The 19,230-nt window shown below is 61.7% G+C and carries 15 protein-coding genes, 1 tRNA gene and 1 pseudogene; 6 read left to right on the top strand and 11 right to left on the bottom strand.

Features of this window, described 5'->3' with window-relative positions; translation table 11 throughout:
- A partial coding sequence (locus tag FJ954_RS22750) for an Ig-like domain-containing protein (RefSeq protein ID WP_181177895.1) occupies positions 1-2,267 on the bottom strand: 2,267 nt, incomplete at its 3' end.
- Between the two features lie 323 nt (positions 2,268-2,590).
- Here FJ954_RS22750 and FJ954_RS22745 point away from each other — a divergent pair.
- Positions 2,591-3,544, top strand: coding sequence for a transglutaminase-like cysteine peptidase (locus FJ954_RS22745; RefSeq protein WP_140663267.1), 954 nt, complete (start codon positions 2,591-2,593; stop codon positions 3,542-3,544).
- 131 nt (positions 3,545-3,675) lie between these two features.
- Here FJ954_RS22745 and FJ954_RS22740 read toward each other — a convergent pair whose 3' ends face one another.
- From FJ954_RS22740 to FJ954_RS22725, 4 genes are read right to left on the bottom strand one after another with little or no spacing between them, the layout of a single operon-like run.
- Entirely contained in the window at positions 3,676-4,317 is a 642-nt protein-coding gene (locus FJ954_RS22740) for a ribbon-helix-helix domain-containing protein (protein ID WP_140618714.1), read from the bottom strand.
- Positions 4,307-5,596 (bottom strand): HlyD family type I secretion periplasmic adaptor subunit, encoded by a 1,290-nt coding sequence (locus tag FJ954_RS22735; RefSeq protein WP_015318757.1) that lies wholly within the window; start codon positions 5,594-5,596, stop codon positions 4,307-4,309. Before FJ954_RS22735 ends, FJ954_RS22740 begins: the two co-directional genes overlap by 11 nt.
- 50 nt (positions 5,597-5,646) lie before the next feature.
- Positions 5,647-7,779, bottom strand: coding sequence for a type I secretion system permease/ATPase (locus FJ954_RS22730; protein WP_140663265.1), 2,133 nt, complete (start codon positions 7,777-7,779; stop codon positions 5,647-5,649).
- A gap of 36 nt (positions 7,780-7,815) precedes the next feature.
- Positions 7,816-9,264: a TolC family protein gene (locus FJ954_RS22725; protein ID WP_140663264.1), complete on the bottom strand. Its 1,449-nt coding sequence runs from the start codon at positions 9,262-9,264 to the stop codon at positions 7,816-7,818.
- 480 nt (positions 9,265-9,744) lie between these two features.
- Here FJ954_RS22725 and FJ954_RS22720 point away from each other — a divergent pair.
- Positions 9,745-10,005: pseudogene (locus tag FJ954_RS22720) on the top strand (integrase); the annotation flags it as partial.
- A gap of 37 nt (positions 10,006-10,042) precedes the next feature.
- On the opposite strand, the gene FJ954_RS22715 reads toward FJ954_RS22720, so the two are convergent.
- Together FJ954_RS22715 and FJ954_RS22710 are read right to left on the bottom strand one after the other, a co-directional pair.
- Positions 10,043-10,117, bottom strand: a tRNA-Gln gene (locus FJ954_RS22715).
- A gap of 127 nt (positions 10,118-10,244) precedes the next feature.
- Positions 10,245-10,589, bottom strand: a complete 345-nt coding sequence (locus FJ954_RS22710) for a VOC family protein (RefSeq protein ID WP_140663261.1) — start codon at positions 10,587-10,589, stop codon at positions 10,245-10,247.
- A 222-nt stretch (positions 10,590-10,811) separates the two neighbouring features.
- Between FJ954_RS22710 and ppdK the strand changes: the two genes are divergently transcribed.
- The 3 genes from ppdK (at position 10,812) to FJ954_RS22695 (ending at position 15,610) form a co-directional block, all read left to right on the top strand.
- Positions 10,812-13,490: a pyruvate, phosphate dikinase gene (gene ppdK / locus FJ954_RS22705; protein WP_140663260.1), complete on the top strand. Its 2,679-nt coding sequence runs from the start codon at positions 10,812-10,814 to the stop codon at positions 13,488-13,490.
- Positions 13,491-13,560: 70 nt separating this feature from the next.
- Entirely contained in the window at positions 13,561-14,712 is a 1,152-nt protein-coding gene (locus FJ954_RS22700) for a glycosyltransferase family 9 protein (RefSeq protein WP_246681127.1), read from the top strand.
- 157 nt (positions 14,713-14,869) lie between these two features.
- Complete coding sequence (locus FJ954_RS22695; protein WP_140663258.1) at positions 14,870-15,610, top strand: polysaccharide deacetylase family protein; 741 nt, start codon at positions 14,870-14,872, stop codon at positions 15,608-15,610.
- Between the two features lie 52 nt (positions 15,611-15,662).
- On the opposite strand, the gene FJ954_RS22690 is transcribed toward FJ954_RS22695, so the two are convergent.
- The 3 genes from FJ954_RS22690 to FJ954_RS22680 form a co-directional block, all read right to left on the bottom strand.
- Positions 15,663-16,052: a DUF427 domain-containing protein gene (locus FJ954_RS22690; protein WP_140663257.1), complete on the bottom strand. Its 390-nt coding sequence runs from the start codon at positions 16,050-16,052 to the stop codon at positions 15,663-15,665.
- A 129-nt stretch (positions 16,053-16,181) separates the two neighbouring features.
- Positions 16,182-16,535, bottom strand: a complete 354-nt coding sequence (locus FJ954_RS22685) for a hypothetical protein (RefSeq protein WP_015318748.1) — start codon at positions 16,533-16,535, stop codon at positions 16,182-16,184.
- 170 nt (positions 16,536-16,705) lie between these two features.
- Positions 16,706-17,296 carry a biotin transporter BioY gene (locus FJ954_RS22680; RefSeq protein ID WP_140663256.1) on the bottom strand — a complete coding sequence of 197 codons (591 nt, stop codon included), beginning with the start codon at positions 17,294-17,296 and terminating at the stop codon, positions 16,706-16,708.
- A gap of 114 nt (positions 17,297-17,410) precedes the next feature.
- Here FJ954_RS22680 and FJ954_RS22675 point away from each other — a divergent pair, with 114 nt between their 5' ends.
- Positions 17,411-18,319, top strand: a complete 909-nt coding sequence (locus tag FJ954_RS22675) for an MBL fold metallo-hydrolase (protein ID WP_140663255.1) — start codon at positions 17,411-17,413, stop codon at positions 18,317-18,319.
- A 62-nt stretch (positions 18,320-18,381) separates the two neighbouring features.
- On the opposite strand, the gene FJ954_RS22670 is transcribed toward FJ954_RS22675, so the two are convergent.
- The gene (locus FJ954_RS22670; RefSeq protein ID WP_140663254.1) at positions 18,382-19,167 is read right to left on the bottom strand and encodes a DUF1499 domain-containing protein; all 786 of its coding nucleotides are present in this window, start codon (positions 19,165-19,167) and stop codon (positions 18,382-18,384) included.
- Positions 19,168-19,230: the final 63 nt, after the last annotated feature.

Genomic DNA, 19,230 nt, shown 5'->3' with positions numbered 1-19,230 from the left:
GGTGCCGGGATGCTGTCGCTGGGGGTGGAGTCGCCGACCGAGATGGTCAGCGTGGTGTGCGACAGGTCGCCGTCGCCGTCCTTGATGGTGTAGGTGAAGACGTCGTTGACGCCGCCTGGCGAGCCGGCGTTGCGGGTATAGGTGTAGGTGCCGTCGGCATTGAGCGTGAGCATGCCGTAGTCGCCATGGATTTGGGTGCCGACATTGGCGTCGGCGCCGCCGGCGGTCGTGCCGGCCGTCACGCCTACGACGCCGCCAGCGGTGTCCTTGCCGTCGGCGCCGAAGACGTCGTTGACGAACACATCGCCATTGATCGCGGCATGGCTGCCCGACGGCACGTTGCCGATGTCGGCACTGGCGGTGGGCACGTCGTCGACAATGTTGATGGAGAGAGTCCCGGTGGCGCTCTCATTGTCCTGGTCGGTCAGCGTGATGGTGAGATTGTCGAACAGGGCATTGTTGCCGTTGCCGGCGGCATGCTGTTCGTTGTCGAGCAGCGTGTAGGTGTAGCTGACCTTGCCGGTAGCGGCGTCGTAGTTGGTGACGGTCAGCGTGTTGCCTTCCGGCGTGGTGACGGAGAGCGTGCCGGTGAGGGCGCCGTTCTGGATGACGGTGATGCCGTCGATGACGAGGGACTTGACGCCGTCGCCCGAGGTGATGGTGAAGTCGCCGGTCGCCGCCTCGCTGGGGTCGCCATTGCCAAGGCCGCCGGTGGCGGCGAACTCGCCCGAGCCGGCGGGCTCGCCATTGCGAGCCGCAAGACCTGCTTCGTAGACGGTGGCGTCGCCGCCGCTGGTATCGGGCGTCAGGCCACTGATGGTGGGCGTGGAATCGGCAATCTGGATGGTTAGCGTGGTGTGCGCCAGGTCGCCGTCGCCATCCTTGATGGTGTAGGTGAAGACGTCGTTGACGCCGCCGGGCGAGCCGGCGTCGCGGGTGTAACTGTAGGAGCCGTCGGCATGCAGCGTCAGCGTGCCGTAGGTGCCGTGGATGACAGAGCCGATGGTCGCTGCGCTGTCGAGATTGGCATTGGTGTTGCCGGCGGCGACGCCTACGACACCACCCGCGGCATCCTTGCCGTCGGCGCCGAACACGTCGTTCACGAACACATCGCCGGTGATCGCGGCATGGCTGCCGGACGGCACGGTGCCGATGTCGGCATTGGCGGTCGGCACGTCGTCGATGATCTGGACCGACAGCGTACCGGGAGCCGAGACGTCGCCGTCGGTGTCGGTCACCGTCAATGTCATGTCGTCGAAGATGGAATCGGTTCCCGGGCCGGGATGCACCGCGCCATGGACGAGCGTGTAGCTGTAGCTCACCTGGCCGGTGCTGGCGTCGTAGCCGTTGATGGTCAGCGTGTTGCCGAGCGGTGTGGTGATTTCAATCGGCGCCGATGCGCTGTTGGCAAGTGCTGCACCCGAAATCACCTGGCCGGCGATGGTCAGCGAGCCGATACCGTCAGGCGAGGTGATGGTGAAGGTGCCGGTGTTGTGTTCGGATGTGTCGCCGTCGGTGCCCGGCGCGGCCAGTTCGCCCGAACCTTCCGCGCCGGAGCTTGCCGGCAGGCCTTTTTCATTAACGGTGGTATCGCCGCCACCGACGGAAGGCGTCAGGTCGGCGATAGACGGCGTTGAATCGGGCAGGAGGCTCGGGAACAACTCGCGATGATCCGGCTGCCCAAACTGCAAAGCCGTCGGCGGCAGAAGCGCCGATAGTCCGAAGCCGTCGCCGATCCCGCCGGCAGGCTGTTCGAAATTGCCGCCGGCGCTCGAGGTCGTGCTGCCACCGGCCGATATCGAGCCGTCCGCGCCAAAGGCGACATCGACATGGCTCGCTTCCAGCGCTGCGATCAAGGCCACGCGCGGCACTTCGACGTCGCCGATGATGAAGGTCGGCACATGCAGGGCACCGTCCTTGATGACGATGACCGAGCCGTCCGCCTGCTCGAGCACGAGGTTGTGGCCGTCGACCTTGATGTTGTCGATCGAGACATTGGCGGGAAGTTTGACGACGTTGCTTGCGTCCGCGACGTATTCGTGCGGGGCGTTTGCCGCTGGCGGAGCTGCCGCTGGCGCGCCGCCACCGACATCGACCGGCACAGGCTCGGCCGCGGCCGGCGCTGTTTGGACCGGTGCCGCCGCTTGCTCGGCGGGCGCGGCTTGCGCCACCACCTGGGTCGGCGCTGTCAGGTCGTGATGATCGTTGGAGACGAAATGCTCGTCCCACGAGTTCGAAAGATTGTCCAGTTCAATACTGTTCGCCATAGCTCAAACCCCTCCGGTATTTCCCGGATAGAGACAGGCGGCGGCTTGACTTTGCAACGGTCCGTCAATGCATTCTATATATTTGGATATGCCTTCGATGACTTTTTTTACGCTTGGTAAACTGTGAACATATAATCAGTTATATGTTGCCTGGAAGGCATAGCGCTTCGCCACCGGCGGCGCGGAAAACTTGGTAAATATAAGTATAAATACATGTAAAATTTTACTAAAATCAGCAAAGTGAATTCGTGGGAAACTTATCCATCTTCCTTTCCAGTAATTTGAGACAAAATTGGTAGCGTCCACAGTCAAAGGTGGGCGTCATGAAAAAACAAAAGAATGCTCCGGGGAAGTGCAAGCTCAAGCTGCTTCTGCTGGCGGTGGGGATAGCCGGCTCGGCGCAGCCAGCCCTTGCCGGACCCGTCATCAGGAATTTCATGCCCCAAACAGCACTGCTTGGAGCGGTCCAGGCGCCGCTTGGCCTCGGCGGCATTTCGCTGCAGAGATACCAGCCCTGGCAGCCGGCCACCCCCTACCGGATCAGCCTTGCCCTGAACGGATATGATCCCGTTTCCGTTCAGGACGGGTCCAGCGCCTCGATGGCGGAAGAGGGCAGGGGTGTCGACCCGATGCAGACGGCGTCGATCATTCCGGGCGTTTTCGGGTCGGTTGCGCTGTCCATGCGCAATTTTCCCGTTTCGGCGCGTTGGGCACCGGTCTACCGAGCCATAACCGCTTGCACCGCGGGCAGCCCCTGTGACCACGAGAGCCCAGCCTTCGCGGCCATGGTCTCGGCCGCCCAAGGCAAGGGGTTCGTCGAAAAACTGTCGTTCATCGACAGCGGCATCAACCACCTGATCGCCTATAAGAAGGACAGCGTCGTTTACGGCAAGCTCGATTACTGGGCGAAGCCTTCGGAGATCCTCGCCAATCGTGCCGGCGACTGCGAGGACTTCGCCATCCTGAAGATGACGGCGTTGCTGAGGGCTGGCATTCCGGCACGCAGCATGTCGCTCGTCGTTCTCCAGGACCGCAAGCGAGGCTTCTTCCACGCCGTGCTTTCGGTCAGCACCGCAAGCGGCGCTTACATTCTCGACAGCCTCAACGATACCGTGCTCAAGGACAGCACCCTTCCGAATTATCAGCCACTGTACTCGTTCAGCACCGACCGGGCCTGGATCCACGGGTCCAAATCGGGGGCCGCCCAGATGGCCGATGTCAAGGGTGGTTTCGCAACCGTCGCCCCTGGCGAAGGCGTCCAGACGGAAGTCAAGTAAGGGGCCCGCGCCGGCTTTCTTGTCCTGGTTGAATGGCGGAACTATTCCTGGAAAAGTCCCTTGGTGGTTTTCCGGCGGAATTGCGTCAGGCACATAGGGCCGTTCGGCGTTTGCGTGAACGAGGAACGGCGCTAGCCGTTGAAGACGAAAGCCATCAGCAATTCCAGATCCAGCACCGGCGCCCGCACCACGTTCAACTGGCCCCGGTAACGGCGTTCGCCGGCTCCAATCACAAATCCGCTCGCAACGGCAACGTCGCCATTGGTGTCGAGGCGGGCGAATATATCGGCCACGTTGAGATCCAGCGCCAGCTTCAGGTCCTGGCGCGTGTCTTCGTCGAATGCCGCCGGCAATTGTCGTTTGACCAATTGCTGGAACGGCGCATTGAAGGTCACGATCTTCTTCGTCGAGGCCAAGGCGAAGGCCGGCGACGGGCAGGCAAGCAGAATGGCGTTTATCGTCCTGATCGATGCAAGCCTGCGCAAATTCAGGTTCTCGCGCCCCAACTCGCGTATGCAGGCCACCCGGATTGCCGAGGTCAAGTTTCCTTTCTCCGCGTGACCTTCGGCGATCTCGTCGACCAGCATGCCGATCGTGCATTTGCGGCTTTCAGCCATCTGTTTCAGCGAAACCCAGAAAGCCCGTTCGAGCCGAATGCCGCGCCTGATGCCGCCGCGCGCCACGACGCGGAACTCGAGTTCGAAATCTTCTGTCGGGAGTGGCAGAAGCAAGTGGTCGCTCCGGGTCGCGGGAGAGGTGGCGCTAGCGCTCACTCATTGCCTCCTGGCGGGCTTTGTTGATCGGCTTCAGCAGGTAGCTCAGGATCGTCTTGCGACCGGTCTTGATATCCACGGAACAGATCATGCCGGGGATGATCGAATATGCCTTTCCGTCTCGCTCCAGTGTCGATCTATCGGTTGAAACACGCACCTGATAGTAGGGCTCGCCCGTCTTCTGATCGACCAGGCTGTCGGCGGTAATGTTTGAAACCTTGCCTTCGATGCCGCCAAAGATCGAGAAATCGTAAGCCGTGACTTTGATCAAGGCATCCTGATCTGGGCGGATAAACGCGACATCGCGGGGCGAAACACGTGCTTCGACCAGCAAAGTCTCGGAAGTGGGCACGATGCCGGCCACGACAGTACCCGGCTGGACGAAGGCGCCGACGGTGTTCAACTCCATCGTGTTGACGATGCCGTCCACCGGCGAGCGGATATCCGTTCGCGCGACCTTGTCGGTCGCGCCGCGAATGGTTTCGTCCACCACTGAAAGATCGGCCAAGGCCTGCGTCAGGTCATCGAGCGCTTCCTGCTTCAACTGCAGCCCGAGTTCCTCGACCTGGAGCTGCGCCTCGGTGATCGCCGACTTGCCCTTCTTTATCGTCTCGCCGGCCAGGTTCAATTGGCCGTTGAGTTCGGTCTGTTCCTGCTCGACCTTGAGCTGCTCGGTCCTTGCCATCAGACCTTTCTTGACCATCGCCTCGACCAGCTTCGCCTGCTGGTCGCTCACAGCCAGGTTTTTTGTCAGGCGGTCGAGATTGGCGTTCGCCTCGTCCAGTTCTTTTTCGCGCTGGTCGAGTCGCGACTTGAGCACCGACAGCTTGTTGTCGAAGTTTTCGCGCCGGGCAACGAGGAGATTTTGTTCGTTGTCACAGATTTCCGGCGCCACGGATTGGATGTCCTGCGGACAGGGAAACGATCCGGTGATGCTGCCGCTCTGTTCGTATTTGAGCCTGGCGATGCGTGTTTGCAGGGCCCGCGCCTTGGCTTGCTGTTCGCCGAGGCTGGATGTGTTCAAAGTATTGTCAAGACGGATAATAAGGTCGTTCTTCCTGACGACCTGCCCCACCTTCACGGCGATTTCCTGAACGACGCCCGGCTCGCTGGCTTGAATGACCTGGGTCTTGGAGGCCGGTATGACCTTGCCGTCGCCACGCGCGATCTCGTCGACCTCGGCGAAGGACGACCAAGCGACAAAGGCGGCGAAGAGCGCCCCTATGATGAATATGGACGCCGTCGCGAAAAGCGGCGGGCGGTCTTCCCTGGCAAGCATTTCCCACGCCCCGTTATCATATCGGTTTCAGCCCGATATAATTTGTTCATTCAGGAATTCGTTCTCTGCAGCGCCTGAATGACTTGTTCTTTTGGCCCGTCGGCAACTATCTTTCCTTGTTCGATAACAATGAGGCGATCAGCCAATTCGAGCATGCTGAAGCGATGCGTCGAGACGATCAGCGTCGTGTTGTGGTCGAAAGCGGTCTTGAGTTGCTTTATCAGTTGCCGTTCCGACGCCAGATCCATCGAGCCGGACGGTTCATCCAGAAAGACGATCTTCGGCTTGGTCAAAAGCAGCCGGGCGATCGCCACCGTCTGTCTCTGCCCGCCGGAAAGATTGGTGCCCCGTTCACCGACGTTCATGTCGTAGCCGCGCGGATGGCGAGACACGAACTCGTCGACGCCGGCGGCTTTCGCGGCTTCGATGATCTGCTCGTCGGTCGCCTCCGGAGATGCCATCAGCAGGTTCTCCTTGATGGTGCCCGAAAACAGATCGCCGGCTTGCGCGACGATGCCGACGGCGGCGCGCACCTCTGACGGGTGATACTGGCGGATGTCGATGCCATCCAGCAGCAATTCGCCGGAGCTTGGCAGAAAAAGCCTGCCGATCAGGCGTCCCATCGTCGTCTTGCCCGATCCGATGCGGCCGATGATGCCGATGCGCTCTCCCGGCTTCACCGAAAAGTTCAGGCCGGACAGAACCTCGTTTTCCGATCCGGGGTAGACGAAGCCGACATTCTTGAACGTCATCGCTCCATTGCGAATCGGGCGATTGACAAAGCCCACAGTATCCGGCCGGTCCTCCGGCTGGGCCATGATGGAATTCACCATTCTCAAGGAGAGCATGGCCTGGCGAAATCTCGACAAGGTGATCGCGATCTGGCCGAGCGGAGCCACGGCCCGGCTCGCCAGCATCACCGTTCCAATGATGGCTCCTGTCGAAACATGCCCTTCCGAAAAGGCGTAGGCTCCAGCCACGACCAGGGCGACCGTCACAAGCTGCTGGATGGCCTGGGTGATGTTGCCGGCCGCCGCCGAGAGCTGCTTGATCTTCTCGGAAGTGTTGGCCGCGTTCTTCGAATGCTCGCCCCACTTCCTCAGCAAATAGGCTTCGGCGCGCAGCGATTTGATCGTTTCCAGCGTGGAGATGGACTCGACCAGCAGAGCCTGGCGCTGGGAGGCTTCATTCATGGAGGCTGCGACCCGTTTGCCGATGCGGCGTTGCGTGACCAGGCCAACGACCACCGACGCCACAAAAGCGAGGGCCGGGATGACGACCAGCCAGCCGCCGATCGCGTAGATGACGAGCAGGAAGATGAAGACGAAAGCCGTATCGATGAACACGCTGATCGTGTTGGAGGTGAAAAATTCCCTGACGAACTCATATTGGGTGACGCGGTTGGCATATTCGCCTGTCGAGCCCGGGCGCGCGGACAGGGATGAATTCAGCACTTTCTCGAACAGCAGATACGATATCCGCAAATCGGCCTTGCGCCCGGCATAGTCGATGAGCGAGGCTCGGGCCGTTTTCAAAAGCAGATCGAAGAGAATGACGGCGCCAATGCCGATCGCCAGCACCCAAAGTGTCGATATCGCCTTGTTCGGCAATATGCGGTCATAGACATTCATGGTGAAGATCGGTGAGGCGATGGCCAAAAGATTGATGAAGATCGCCGACAGCACGACCTTGGAATAGGTGCGCCAGAAAGCGCCCATCGTCCCCGTCAGCCAATGGCGCCGCTCGATCTGCTGCGCCGACCCGACCTTCATGCCCTCGGTGGCGTTGGCATAGGTGATCGAGAAGGATACGCCGCCACTGATGTAACTTGCGGCCAGCTCGGATTTGCCGACAGTCGTGCGCCCGTCTTCCTGCGGGGCCGTGAGATACCCATCGCCGTCGGTTTCCGCCAGCAGGGCGATCGGCAACTGACTGACACGGAAGAGAATTGCCGGAAGATCGACGCGACCGCGCAGGAAGTCGCGATGGTTGAATTCCTGGGTCTCGAGACCGATCCGCTCGGCAAGATGCCGGATCTCGGTGACCTCGATGCGCGTGTCCGAAATCGGCACTCCGGCAAACAGCACGGTCTCGGCGCTCGGCCTGCCGAGATAGGCGGCCACCGCCGAAAAGCAGGCCTTGAACGCCTCCTTGGGCGACAGAATATGTGGCTGCTGATTCACGACCCGCCCGCCAGAACCCTCAACACCCCTTACGGCTCACTTCTTCCTGACAGGGGCGAGGATATCGAAGGGCAGGTCGTTCTTCTGTTCCGACGGGGTCCGTGCATAGGTTTCGGTGTCCGGGATCTCCGGAACCGCGAATTCATCCTTGGCGTAGGCCGCGGCCTGCTTCGGCGGCTGGATGTCCATCGTTTTCAGCAACTGCCCGGTTGCCGCCAGAAGTCGGTATTGGGCAAAGAGGGATGCGTAGGACGCGGTGTCCGCCAGCGTTGCTGTGTTGAACCGCGTATTCTGCGCATCCAGCACATCGAGCAGCGAGCGCTGTCCGACCTTGAACTGCTCGCGATAAGAGGCAACCAGCTTCTCGTTGGAAGCGGCTTGCAGCTTCAGGGTCTTTGCCAGGTCGGCTTGCCGGAAGCGGCGATCCCACGACGTGCGAACGGCTTCTTCGATCTCCCGCAGAACCTGATGCAGCCCAAGCCGCTGTTCGCTGGCGCGGCGGATCTGCTCCTGCTCATTCGCTTTGTCGATGCCGCCCCGATACAGGTTCCACCGCAGCACCACCCGTGCCTGCAGATCGGACGTGTCTCCATTGTCGCCGTCAATGTCGTATCCGGCCCGGGCAACGCCTTCGGCGACGACCGACGGGCCGTATTTCGCCCGAGCGGCGTCAACCTGCGAGCCCGCGGCGGCGATATCGCTATTGGCCATGTGGACGCGCGGGTTGTTCTCCCGCGCAATGCCCAGCGCGTCGTCCAGGGACCTTGGCAGTGCAGAGGAAACGTCGCCTGGCCGCGATGCATTGGTCAGCGGTTTCCCGACGGTCTTGAAGAAGCGTATTCTCGAGGCCTCGAGTTCCTCGGAAGCCTCCTGCATGCGGGCCTTGGCCGCAAACAAGCGCTCCTCGGCCTGTTGCCGGTCTGCTTCGTTCAACCCGCCGCCTGCTATGCCTTCCCTGATGTCGTGGAGAATCGCTTGGTGAAAGCCCAGATTCTTCTTTGCCTCCGCCACGATCGAGGCCTGAAGCATGTATTCCAGGTAATCCTGGACAACCGACAGCCCGATGAACTCGGATCGCTCCAGCACGCGGAATGAGGCGCCATCGACTCGCGAGGCTTGACGGTTGAGTTCGGCGCGCCTTGCGCCACTATCATAAAGCGTTTGCGAAACCGTCAGATCGGTCTCGGCGGGATAAAGCGCATCGTGCTCGATAGAGAGCGCGCGGCGGGAGGAGTTGTCCAGGCGGCGAGCACCAGCGGATGCCTCCACGTCGACGCTTGGAAGATAGAGCCCTTTTGCTTGCCGCAGTTCGAACTCGATGGCCTCGCGGTTTTCGATGGCCTGGCCGATTTCCGGGTTGGATTCGACCGCGACCGCCATGGCTTCCTTGAGTGTCAGCGCATGCGCGCCCCAGCAGCTCAGCATGGTAGCCGTCATCAAAAGACCAACGCCCATGCCCTTGGTCGACAGACCTGTCGTCTTCATTTTCCCACCCACGTTTCCCCGCGCTTTTTAAGAGCGCCCCAGCCGGGCTTGGCGCCTGACCTTGCCACTATCTTGCAAATTAACGTGAGCGTTTCATTATTAAGCTGTGACTAAATCATAGAATTTAGGCAGACGGCCAAAAAATGTAGCAAAAATAGCACACATTTGGGGCGCTGGCGGGACCAAGTGCCGTATCGAAACTTGAAGCCCCGAGACAAGATATGGAAGCTAGGTGACAGCAACCTTGTTCTGCACATGCCGACGAGCATGGGTCTCCGCAAACAACGTTGCTCTCGCTGAGGCAACAAGGCACCCTCAACAGTTCGGTCGCGGCAGGATTTGGTCCGGCCCACCCAGATAGGCAACATGTTCTGGTCGCGCTTTCACCCGGTGTGGTTGGCCAGATCGCCAAGGCCCTGCCGAGCGTGACACTTCTTGGTCAAGTCTAGGCCCAGGGTGTTTGGTGCAGGGACCTATGCCGGCCTGCCAGATCTCGATTATCCGTTTCACGACAAGGCTGTCATCGTCACTACCTGCGGCCGCATCTGCTATAACAGAAAGAAGATCAACCTCAGCCTCGTCTTCGCCGGCCAGAGCGTCGGCATCAAACAGGTCAAGGACCATATCTGGCTGGCTAGCTTCATGGACTATGATTTGGGATATTTCGACGATGAGACATGCAGGCTCGAACCACTTCAAAACCCCTTCGGGCCAAAAGTGTTACCCATGTCTCCGGTATAAACCGTAACCTATGTGTCCGGAACGGACCGTCTGCGTTTGGCTGGGGCGCCAGGATTCGAACCTGGGAATGTCGGTACCAAAAACCGATGCCTTACCACTTGGCGACGCCCCAATAGCCGTCAGAGTCGCTGTGCGGCGCGTTATTAGCAGAGCGGCCGAAAAGCACAATCCTTATGAATGACCGCGAAGACGCTCGGCTGACCAGCGGTGCAATCGGCGCCAGGTGATCCACAAGCGGACTAGTGGGACCACACAGCCAACTCGTTGCCGGCTGGATCGACGAAGTGGAAGCGTCGGCCGCCGGGGAATGAGAATATCGGCCTGACGATCGTTCCGCCGGCGCTTTCGACGGCGCGCAGGGTTTCCTCCAGATTGTCGCTGTAAAGCACGGGCAACGGCTTGGCCGGTGCTTCCGCGGCATCGGCCTGAAAACCGCCATCCAGGCCCTCGGCGAAGGCCGAATAGGTCGGCCCATAATCGGTGAAAGACCAGGCGAAGGCGGCGCTGTAGAAGGCCTTCAACCGATCCAGCGTGCCGCCGGTCGCCGGCATTTCCAGATAGTCCAGTTTTCCAGGCTGTTTCATGGTACACCTCTTGTTCCCTTTATGTTCTATACGTCGAGCCGTGAGGCGGCAAGTCTTTTTGCCACAGGCCCAGGCGGAGTTTTTTCTTAATCGATTGTAGCGGTCGAACGGCTTGCCGACGCCTTGCCTTTCGCACTGCAGCATCATATCGCTCCAAAGTCGGCACGGATGGAACTTTGCGTTTCGCCACTCTTTCCAATCTCCTGCAACCGGAGAGCAAGCATGACCAAATGGGTTTTCACCTTTGGCGATGGTGCGGCGGAAGGCCGTGCCAGCGACAAGAATCTGCTGGGCGGGAAGGGCGCCAACCTGGCCGAGATGTGCAGCCTGGGGCTGCCAGTACCGCCGGGCTTTACGATCACCACCGAGGTCTGCAATGCCTATTATGCCAATGGTCGCACCCACCCGGCGGGATTGGAGGCCGATGTCGCAGTCGCCCTCGACCATATCGGCCGGCTGACCGGCCGCCGGTTCGGCGACCCGTCGAAGCTGCTCCTGGTTTCGGTGCGTTCCGGCGCCCGGGCGTCGATGCCCGGCATGATGGACACCGTGCTCAATCTCGGATTGAACGATGAGACAGTCGAGGCGCTGGCCGCCGATTCCGGCGATGCGCGCTTTGCCTATGACAGCTACCGCCGTTTCATCCAGATGTATTCCGATGTCGTCATGGGCCTCGATCACGAGGTGTTCGAGGAAATCCTGGAAGACCAGAAAGCCAGCCTCGGCCACGAGCTCGATACCGAACTGACGGCGATCGAATGGCAAGGCGTCATCGCGCTCTACAAGGCCAAGGTCGAGGAGGAACTCGGCAGGCCGTTCCCGCAGGATCCGCACGAGCAACTCTGGGGCGCGATCGGCGCGGTGTTTTCAAGCTGGATGAACAACCGGGCCATCACCTACCGGCGTCTGCACGATATCCCGGAAAGCTGGGGCACGGCGGTCAATGTCCAGGCCATGGTGTTTGGCAATATGGGCGAGACCTCGGCCACCGGCGTTGCCTTCACCCGCAACCCCTCGACCGGTGAAAAAATGCTTTATGGCGAATTCCTGGTGAATGCGCAGGGCGAGGATGTCGTCGCCGGCATCCGCACGCCGCAGAACATCACCGAGGCGGCGCGCATCGCGGCCGGTTCCGACAAGCCTTCGCTGCAGAAGCTGATGCCGGATGCCTTCCAGTCCTTCGTCACCATCTCCGACAGCCTGGAAAAGCACTACCGCGACATGCAGGATCTCGAATTCACCATCGAGCGCGGTAAATTGTGGATGCTGCAGACCCGGTCCGGCAAGCGGACCGCCAAGGCGGCGCTCAGGATCGCGGTTGAAATGGCAAGGGACGGCCTGATCACGAAGCAAGAAGCCGTCGCACGCATCGATCCTGCTTCTCTTGACCAATTGCTCCACCCGACCATCGACCCGAAGGCCGCACGAGACGTCATCGGGGTCGGCCTGCCGGCGTCTCCGGGGGCTGCCACCGGCGAGATCGTCTTTTCCTCCGGCGATGCCGAGGATCTGAAGACGCAGGGGCGCAAGGCGATCCTGGTGCGTATCGAGACCAGTCCGGAAGATATCCATGGCATGCATGCGGCCGAAGGCATCCTGACCACGCGCGGCGGCATGACCAGCCACGCCGCGGTCGTCGCGCGCGGCATGGGCAAGCCTTGCGTGTCCGGAGCCGGCTCGCTGCGCGTCGACTACAAGGCAGGCACGCTGGTCTCGATGGGGCAGACCTTCCGCAAGGGCGACATCATCACCATCGACGGGGGCAACGGCCAGGTGCTCAAGGGCGCCGTGGCGATGCTGCAGCCGGAATTGTCCGGCGATTTCGCCGCCATCATGGAATGGGCGGACGCGGTACGCCGCATGAAGGTGCGCACCAATGCCGAAACGCCGCTCGATGCCCGCATGGCGCGCTCCTTCGGCGCCGAGGGCATCGGGCTATGCCGCACCGAGCACATGTTCTTCGACGGCGCCCGCATCGTCGCCATGCGCGAGATGATCCTGGCCGACACCGAGAAGGATCGCCGCGCGGCGCTGGCCAAGCTTCTGCCCATGCAGCGCTCGGATTTCCTGGAGCTGTTCGAGATCATGGCCGGCCTGCCGGTGACGATCCGCCTGCTCGATCCGCCGCTGCACGAATTCCTGCCCAAGACCGAAGCGGAAGTCGCCGAAGTCGCGGCCGCCATGAACGTGTCGGCAGACAAGCTCAGGCAGCGCACCGAGGCCCTGCACGAATTCAACCCGATGCTAGGCCATCGCGGCTGCCGGCTCGCCGTCTCCTACCCCGAGATTGCCGAGATGCAGGCGCGCGCCATTTTCGAGGCGGCAGTCGAGGCCGGCAAGAAAGCCGGCGCGCTGGTCGTCCCCGAGATCATGGTGCCGCTGGTCGGTCTGGCGAAGGAACTCGATTTTGTGAAGGCACGCATCGACGCCGTCGCCAAGAGCGTCATGGACGAGAGCGGCGTCAACATCGATTACCTGACTGGGACCATGATTGAGCTTCCCCGCGCGGCGATCCGCGCCCATGTCATTGCCGAGTCGGCCGAGTTCTTCTCCTTCGGCACCAACGACCTCACCCAGACCACCTTCGGCATCTCGCGCGACGATGCCGCCTCCTTCCTGGAGACGTATCGCCAGAAAGGCATCATCGAGCAGGATCCGTTCGTTTCGCTCGACATTGAGGGCGTCGGCGAACTGGTGCGCATGGCGGCGCAGAAGGGCAGGGCGACGCGACCCGACATCAAGCTCGGCATCTGCGGCGAACATGGCGGCGATCCCTCGTCGATCCGCTTCTGCGAGGAGGTCGGGCTCGACTATGTCTCCTGCTCGCCCTACCGCGTGCCGATCGCCAGACTGGCAGCGGCGCAGGCTGCAGTGCAGACAACGACCACGGGGCGTGGATAGACCGGTCCGAGCTTACGGTTTTGTATGAAAACTCACGCGAACGTGCTAGAAGTATCGCGCAATCTCGCCATTGTTTCTGACCAATTTCGTGATGATCGCCAAACGTCTCCGGAAACATATGTTGCAGATTTCACCCGCTCCGTTCCGCTCGATCCTGATCATTCAAACGAAGTTCATAGGCGATATCGTCCTCGCTTCGACCCTCGCCAGGAACCTTCGGCTCGAATTCCCCGGTGCCAGGATTGTGTTCTTCTGCGAGGCGCACTTGGAGAGCTTCGTGATTGCGCATGGCATCGCTTCGGAGGTGGTTCCGTTCAGGCGGGCTCGCGCGCGGGGCACCCCGCTGGAGCGCGGAAAAGAGCTCTACGCAACGGTGAAGGCGCTGCGCGGCTTCTGCTTCGATTTGACGATCGACCTGACCGATTCGAAGACCTCTCGGCTTATCAGCGGCTTGGTCAACGCAAAGACGCGCGTCGGCTACAATCCCCCGGAAAGGCCTCTGAAGCTGCTGGAGCGGCAGCCCGCCAATGTGTTTGCCAAACCATTCGGGTTTGGCGGCCAGCATTTTGTTTATCGCTATCTCTCCCCTCTTGAAGCGCTCGGCATCGATCTGCGGGTGACGGTACCGAGCCTCCAGCCGCCGCCATTCGAGGCCGCGAAGGCCTTGGCGCTTCTGGGCACGCACCACATCCTTCCGAACGCCTTCGTCGCTGTCCACGCAGGCGCGAGTTTCAAGGGCCGGCAGTGGCAGCCGGAACGGTTTGCCGAGGCGATTGACCAGATTGCGGCCGAAACCGGACTGAGCATCGTCTTGGTGGGAGGGCCGGGCGAAGGTGAAACCGCCGCGCGGATCGTTGCCGAGACGGCGACGCCGGTGGTGGACCTGGTCGGAGCGCTGTCGCTCGAGACCCTGCTGGCCGTCCTGGAACAGGCTCGGCTGTTTGTGGGCAATGAAAGCGGGCCGATGCATATGGCCGCTGCCGCCGGCACCCCGGTTGTCGGCCTTTTCGGCCTGACGCATCCGTCACGCTGGGGACCTGTCGGCGTGCCCAGCATCGCGCTTCGGCCGTCAATGCCATGTGACTGCGTGGCCAAGGATTTGTGTCGCCGAACCGATCCCAGCAAGGCGTGCTGCGTTTGGCGCCTGGAGGTGAAGCCGGTTGTCGAAGCGGCGCGCGAAATTCTCGCGCGCACCGAGCTGAAAAATGAACGCGCTGTCTGAGGGCGATGGAACGGCAAGACTGTCGCTGAACGGCTCGTCGACCAAGTGGGAGGTCAAATTGCCGCCCAGGCGTTTTTCTTCTATCCCTCGTCCGATTTCCGCCTTCATGCGGGTCTTGGGATGTCGGCTTGAAACCGCCGGTCGGGAACTTGGTTCGATGCATTTGCCGCAAAAACATCTCTGCATGGTCGCCATGTCGGTGGCGCTGATATCCAGCGCCCATGCCACGCCGCTGGTCGAACCCACGCTGCACATCAAGCCGGCTGCAAGCGGAACCGGTCGCGTTGCACTCACGCTCGATGCCTGCGGCGGCAAGACCGACACGCGCATTCTCTCGGCGTTGGTGGACAACAAGATACCGGCTACCATTTTCGTCACCGGCATCTGGCTGAAGCGCAACGCCGAGGCCGTCGCGATCATGCGGGCGCATCCCGACCTGTTCGAGCTGGAAAATCACGGTGGCCGGCATATCCCGGCGGTCGACACGCCACAGAAGATCTATGGCATACGCAGCGCCGGCAGCCCGGAAGCAGTCCTTGCCGAAGTCGAGTCGGGGGCCGCGGCTCTGGCCACGACCGGCGAACCGGCGCCGAAATGGTTCCGTGGCGCAACAGCCGAATACAGTCCCTCGGCCATTGCGATGATCCGCAAACTCGGCTTCAAGATTGCCGGCTTCTCGATCAATGGCGACGGTGGCTCGCTGCTCGGCGCCAAGGAAACGGCCAGGCGCATCGCCGCCGCCAAGGACGGTGATGTCATCATCTCCCACATCAATCAGCCGACCCATGCCGCCGGCGAGGGCGTGGTTCAGGGCCTGCTGGCGCTCAAGGACAAGGGCATGACCTTCGTGCGCCTCGACGATGCCGACGGAACGGGTAATCACGGCACCACCGACTAAGGGCCGGCATCACCTGAATATCAATGCCCCTGAGTGTCTCAAGCCGAAGCGTTCAGTCCGGCTTGGCCTCGATGCTGACCTTGCTGGCGTAGAACGCGCCGTGGTCGCGGATGTCGGTCATCTCGTCGAAGGGCCGTCGATAGGCCCACATCGCGTCCTTGCCCGCTTCGCCCGCCGGCAGCACGCTCCAATAGCTGGCATCACCCTTGTAGGGGCAGTGCGTCGCGTGATCCGTTCGGCTGAGCTTGTCGAAATCGATGTCGGCGAACGGAATGTAAAAGGCGGCGGTGTAGGGGGCCTCCATCAGCACTTTTGCCTTGGCGGAAGAAGCGATGACCGTACTGCCGGCGCGGATTGTGACGGTGCCGGAATAGGGCTCTATCGTGATGATCTTGTCGGGATTGCGCTGGAAGCCGGGTGCCGGGTTGGCGATCTTGTCCATGCTGGTTCTCCTTGCCCCGACCTTAGGTGTGGTGGGCGACCGGATAGAACAAGGCCCGTGGTCACAAACAAGCAGACACCAAGCGCCCCGTGCGTGGCGCAAGACTGGCCTTGGCGTGGCAGCGGAAAATCAGGCAGCGGTTTTGAAGGCGTCCATCAGCCCGGCATAGGCGGCCGCGATGCCCGCCACCGGGTTGCTGCTTCTCGAGATCGTCTCGACCTTCAGCGCCCCTCCGACGGTTGGCAAGGTGAGCAGAAGGAACTGGCGATTGCCGCCATCACCGACGGATGCCGCCGCGACGTGCTGGCCTTCGCCTTCGTTCTGGACGCACATCTTGAACAGCAGTGTGCCGCCGACCGCTTCGAGCGCGCCGCCGACAACTTCGACGAACTCGTCTTCGGAAACGGTCTTTTCGTCCGGCACCAGATCGGCCAGGCTTTCGGCAAGCGTACTCTCGAGAACCTTATCGTCGAGCGCGTCCATGCGAACCTCTTTCAGTCGCCAATCGCACCCCTTTGCCCGTTAACGAAGCTTAACACCGACGATGGCCGGATTATGGCACTTTTTGCTGTTGGTCCGATCACGAGGAGTTTGCGCCGATGGAATCTATTTGAAGCTCCTGCCATTCGATCGGCGGCAGGGACCCCCAAATTTCAGGAGCGCTTCAGCAACGACCAGACGGCCGGCACGAGGCTGGCCGCGAGCGCGACCTTGATGAGATCGCCGACGATGAACGGCACGACGCCGAACTGCCAGGATTTTTCCGGACCGATGAGCAGCGCCAGCCAGGCAAAACCCATCGCCATCATCACCCCTTCGGCAACCAGCATGGCGTTGAAAAGCTTGATCGGATGACGGTCCCAGCCGCGGTCGGCGGCCCAGCCGACAATCGCCGCCATGACCACGAAGCCGGCGAGATAGCCGCCGGTCGAGCCGAGCATATAAGCAATGCCGATGCCTTTTTCCGGCGTGCCCTGGAAGACCGGGAAGCCCATGGCGCCTTCCGCCATGTAGAGCAGCAGGGTGGCGACGCCGAGCCGCATGCCGAAGGCGGCGGCGATCAGCAGGACGGCGAGCGTCTGCATCGAGAGGTCGACAGGCCCGAGGATCACCTTGGTCTTGGCCGAAAGCGTCAAAAGCAGCGTCCCAGTGATCGCCAGCAAAAACTGCGTTGCCAGTCGCGCGGCACCTTCCTGCGGCAAGGCCAGGAAAACAAGCGGGCGCGTCGTCGTTGCGGTTGTCATGGTCTTCCCCAATCCAAACTTGCCGCGAACCAGAAATCGCGGTCTTGCATTTTCCTATATTGGCTTGCGTGCTATGCGGCAATCGGTTTTGCGTTCCGGGAACAATGCGCCGACATGGCTCTCAAATTCGATACCAGCTTCGACCCTGCTTACGGCCGAGGTGTAAGCGTGGCCCCCGACGTGCAACGCGTCACGGCCCCTAATCCCAGTCCCTTCACTTTCCATGGCACCAACAGCTACGTCGTGGGCCACGATACGCTGGCGGTGATCGATCCGGGGCCCGATGACGAGGCGCATCTTCAGACCTTGCTCGACGTGATCGCGGGCCGGCCGGTGAGCCACATTTTCGTCAGCCACACGCATCGCGACCATTCTCCGCTGGCGGCCCGGTTGAAGGAGCGCACCGGCGCCCAAGTGCTGGCGGAGGGACCGCACCGGCCGGCGAGGCCCTTGCACATTGGCGAAACCAACGCGCTCGACGCCAGCGCCGACACCGCTTTCATTCCCGACATCGCCTTGCCGGACGGCGAGCTGGTCAGCGGCGACGGCTGGGCGATCCGGACCGTCCTGACGCCCGGCCATACCGCCAACCATGCGGCATTCGCGCTGGAAGGCACCGGCATCCTGTTTTCAGCCGATCACGTCATGGGCTGGGCAACCTCGATCGTCGCGCCGCCGGACGGGGCAATGGCCGACTACATGGCATCGCTGGACCGCCTGATCAAGCGCGGCGACCGGCTGCTGCTGCCTGGCCATGGGGGACCGGTGACGGCGCCGCGCGCTTTCATGCGCGGGCTGAAGACCCATCGCAAGATGCGCGAACGAGCCATATTGGAACGGATCAGGGCCGGCGACAGGACAATCCCCGACATGGTCAAGGCGATCTACAGGGATACCGACCCCCGGCTGCACGGCGCCGCCGGCCTGTCGGTGCTTGCCCATCTGGAGGACCTGGTGGCGCGCGGCGTGGTGGCGACGGACTCCGCTCCCGCCATAGATGGCATTTTCACGCCTGGCCGATAGCCCTGCCGCCGCCCACCCGTTCACCAATCATCGTCGCGGCGCGCGATTTGCTCGAAAAATGGCTATTGTGCCGGCGCCGCGCCGATCTGGCCGGCGACTTCCTGATCGAGCTCCGTGAGGAATTCAGTGATGCGCGCGGCATTGTCGCCAAGGTCATGGCGGCCGTAACGCGAGGCGGAGCGCATGTCGACGATGACCGTGTCGCCGTCATCCGTGACGCGAATGGCGACGTCCGCGGGAAGGCCAAGAACGAAACTCGAGGCGACGGCGGTGATTGTCACCTCCGTCTGTCCGGCGAGTTCGGGATAAGGCTCCGAAAGGTCCCAGCCGCGCCGGTCGAGCACGGTTTCAACGGCATTGACGACGGTCTCGAACGGCAGGTCGTAGCTGCGTGCGGTGACCAATGGATAGCTGTCCGTCTGCAACGTCTGCTCACCCGGCGTCGACGGGGACACTGCGTTCATGTCCTTGGTCCGGTCGCTGACATCGAGCGCGGGCGGTTCATCGAAATCGGTCGAAATGTCCCGCAGCGGCGGATAGATCGTCGCCCAATAGGCGGCAACGCCGTAGGGGGTGAGCACCAGCAGCGCCAGCAAGGCGCCGACGGTGAGATCACGGCCACCACGGTCACCAAAATTCCACAGCCTTGCAAAGGCCAGGCCGGCAAACAGCAGCGCCAGCGCCGCCAGCAGGGCAGCAATGCCCAGCACCCACAGGAAGACCGGTGTTTGGACGAGGCCGAAGCGATGGCCGACAAAGTTCGTCAGCAAAAGCACCGCTGAAAAGGCGCCCGTGCGCCGCGACCAGCCGGCAGCCTTCGACGTTTGCCGTTCGGGAATGCTAACCATTATTCTCTGCGCTGCCCCAACCCGGATGGAGGTTTAGTGCCTTTTTGCGGAAACACGCAACAT

Source organism: Mesorhizobium sp. B2-3-15, assembly GCF_006442875.1.
GTDB lineage: Bacteria > Pseudomonadota > Alphaproteobacteria > Rhizobiales > Rhizobiaceae > Mesorhizobium > Mesorhizobium australicum.
Note: the sequence above shows the minus strand (reverse complement) of the source record. Positions and strands in the feature narration are given on the sequence as shown.

What these genes read in the sequence shown, in the direction of transcription:
- FJ954_RS22745 (WP_140663267.1), top strand. Translation starts at nt 2,591, where the DNA reads ATGAAAAAACAAAAGAATGCTCCGGGGAAGTGCAAGCTCAAGCTGCTT.
- FJ954_RS22735 (WP_015318757.1), bottom strand. Translation starts at nt 5,596, where the DNA reads ATGCTTGCCAGGGAAGACCGCCCGCCGCTTTTCGCGACGGCGTCCATA.
- FJ954_RS22725 (WP_140663264.1), bottom strand. Translation starts at nt 9,264, where the DNA reads ATGAAGACGACAGGTCTGTCGACCAAGGGCATGGGCGTTGGTCTTTTG.
- FJ954_RS22710 (WP_140663261.1), bottom strand. Translation starts at nt 10,589, where the DNA reads ATGAAACAGCCTGGAAAACTGGACTATCTGGAAATGCCGGCGACCGGC.
- ppdK (WP_140663260.1), top strand. Translation starts at nt 10,812, where the DNA reads ATGACCAAATGGGTTTTCACCTTTGGCGATGGTGCGGCGGAAGGCCGT.
- FJ954_RS22695 (WP_140663258.1), top strand. Translation starts at nt 14,870, where the DNA reads ATGCATTTGCCGCAAAAACATCTCTGCATGGTCGCCATGTCGGTGGCG.
- FJ954_RS22690 (WP_140663257.1), bottom strand. Translation starts at nt 16,052, where the DNA reads ATGGACAAGATCGCCAACCCGGCACCCGGCTTCCAGCGCAATCCCGAC.
- FJ954_RS22685 (WP_015318748.1), bottom strand. Translation starts at nt 16,535, where the DNA reads ATGGACGCGCTCGACGATAAGGTTCTCGAGAGTACGCTTGCCGAAAGC.
- FJ954_RS22680 (WP_140663256.1), bottom strand. Translation starts at nt 17,296, where the DNA reads ATGACAACCGCAACGACGACGCGCCCGCTTGTTTTCCTGGCCTTGCCG.
- FJ954_RS22675 (WP_140663255.1), top strand. Translation starts at nt 17,411, where the DNA reads ATGGCTCTCAAATTCGATACCAGCTTCGACCCTGCTTACGGCCGAGGT.
- FJ954_RS22670 (WP_140663254.1), bottom strand. Translation starts at nt 19,167, where the DNA reads ATGGTTAGCATTCCCGAACGGCAAACGTCGAAGGCTGCCGGCTGGTCG.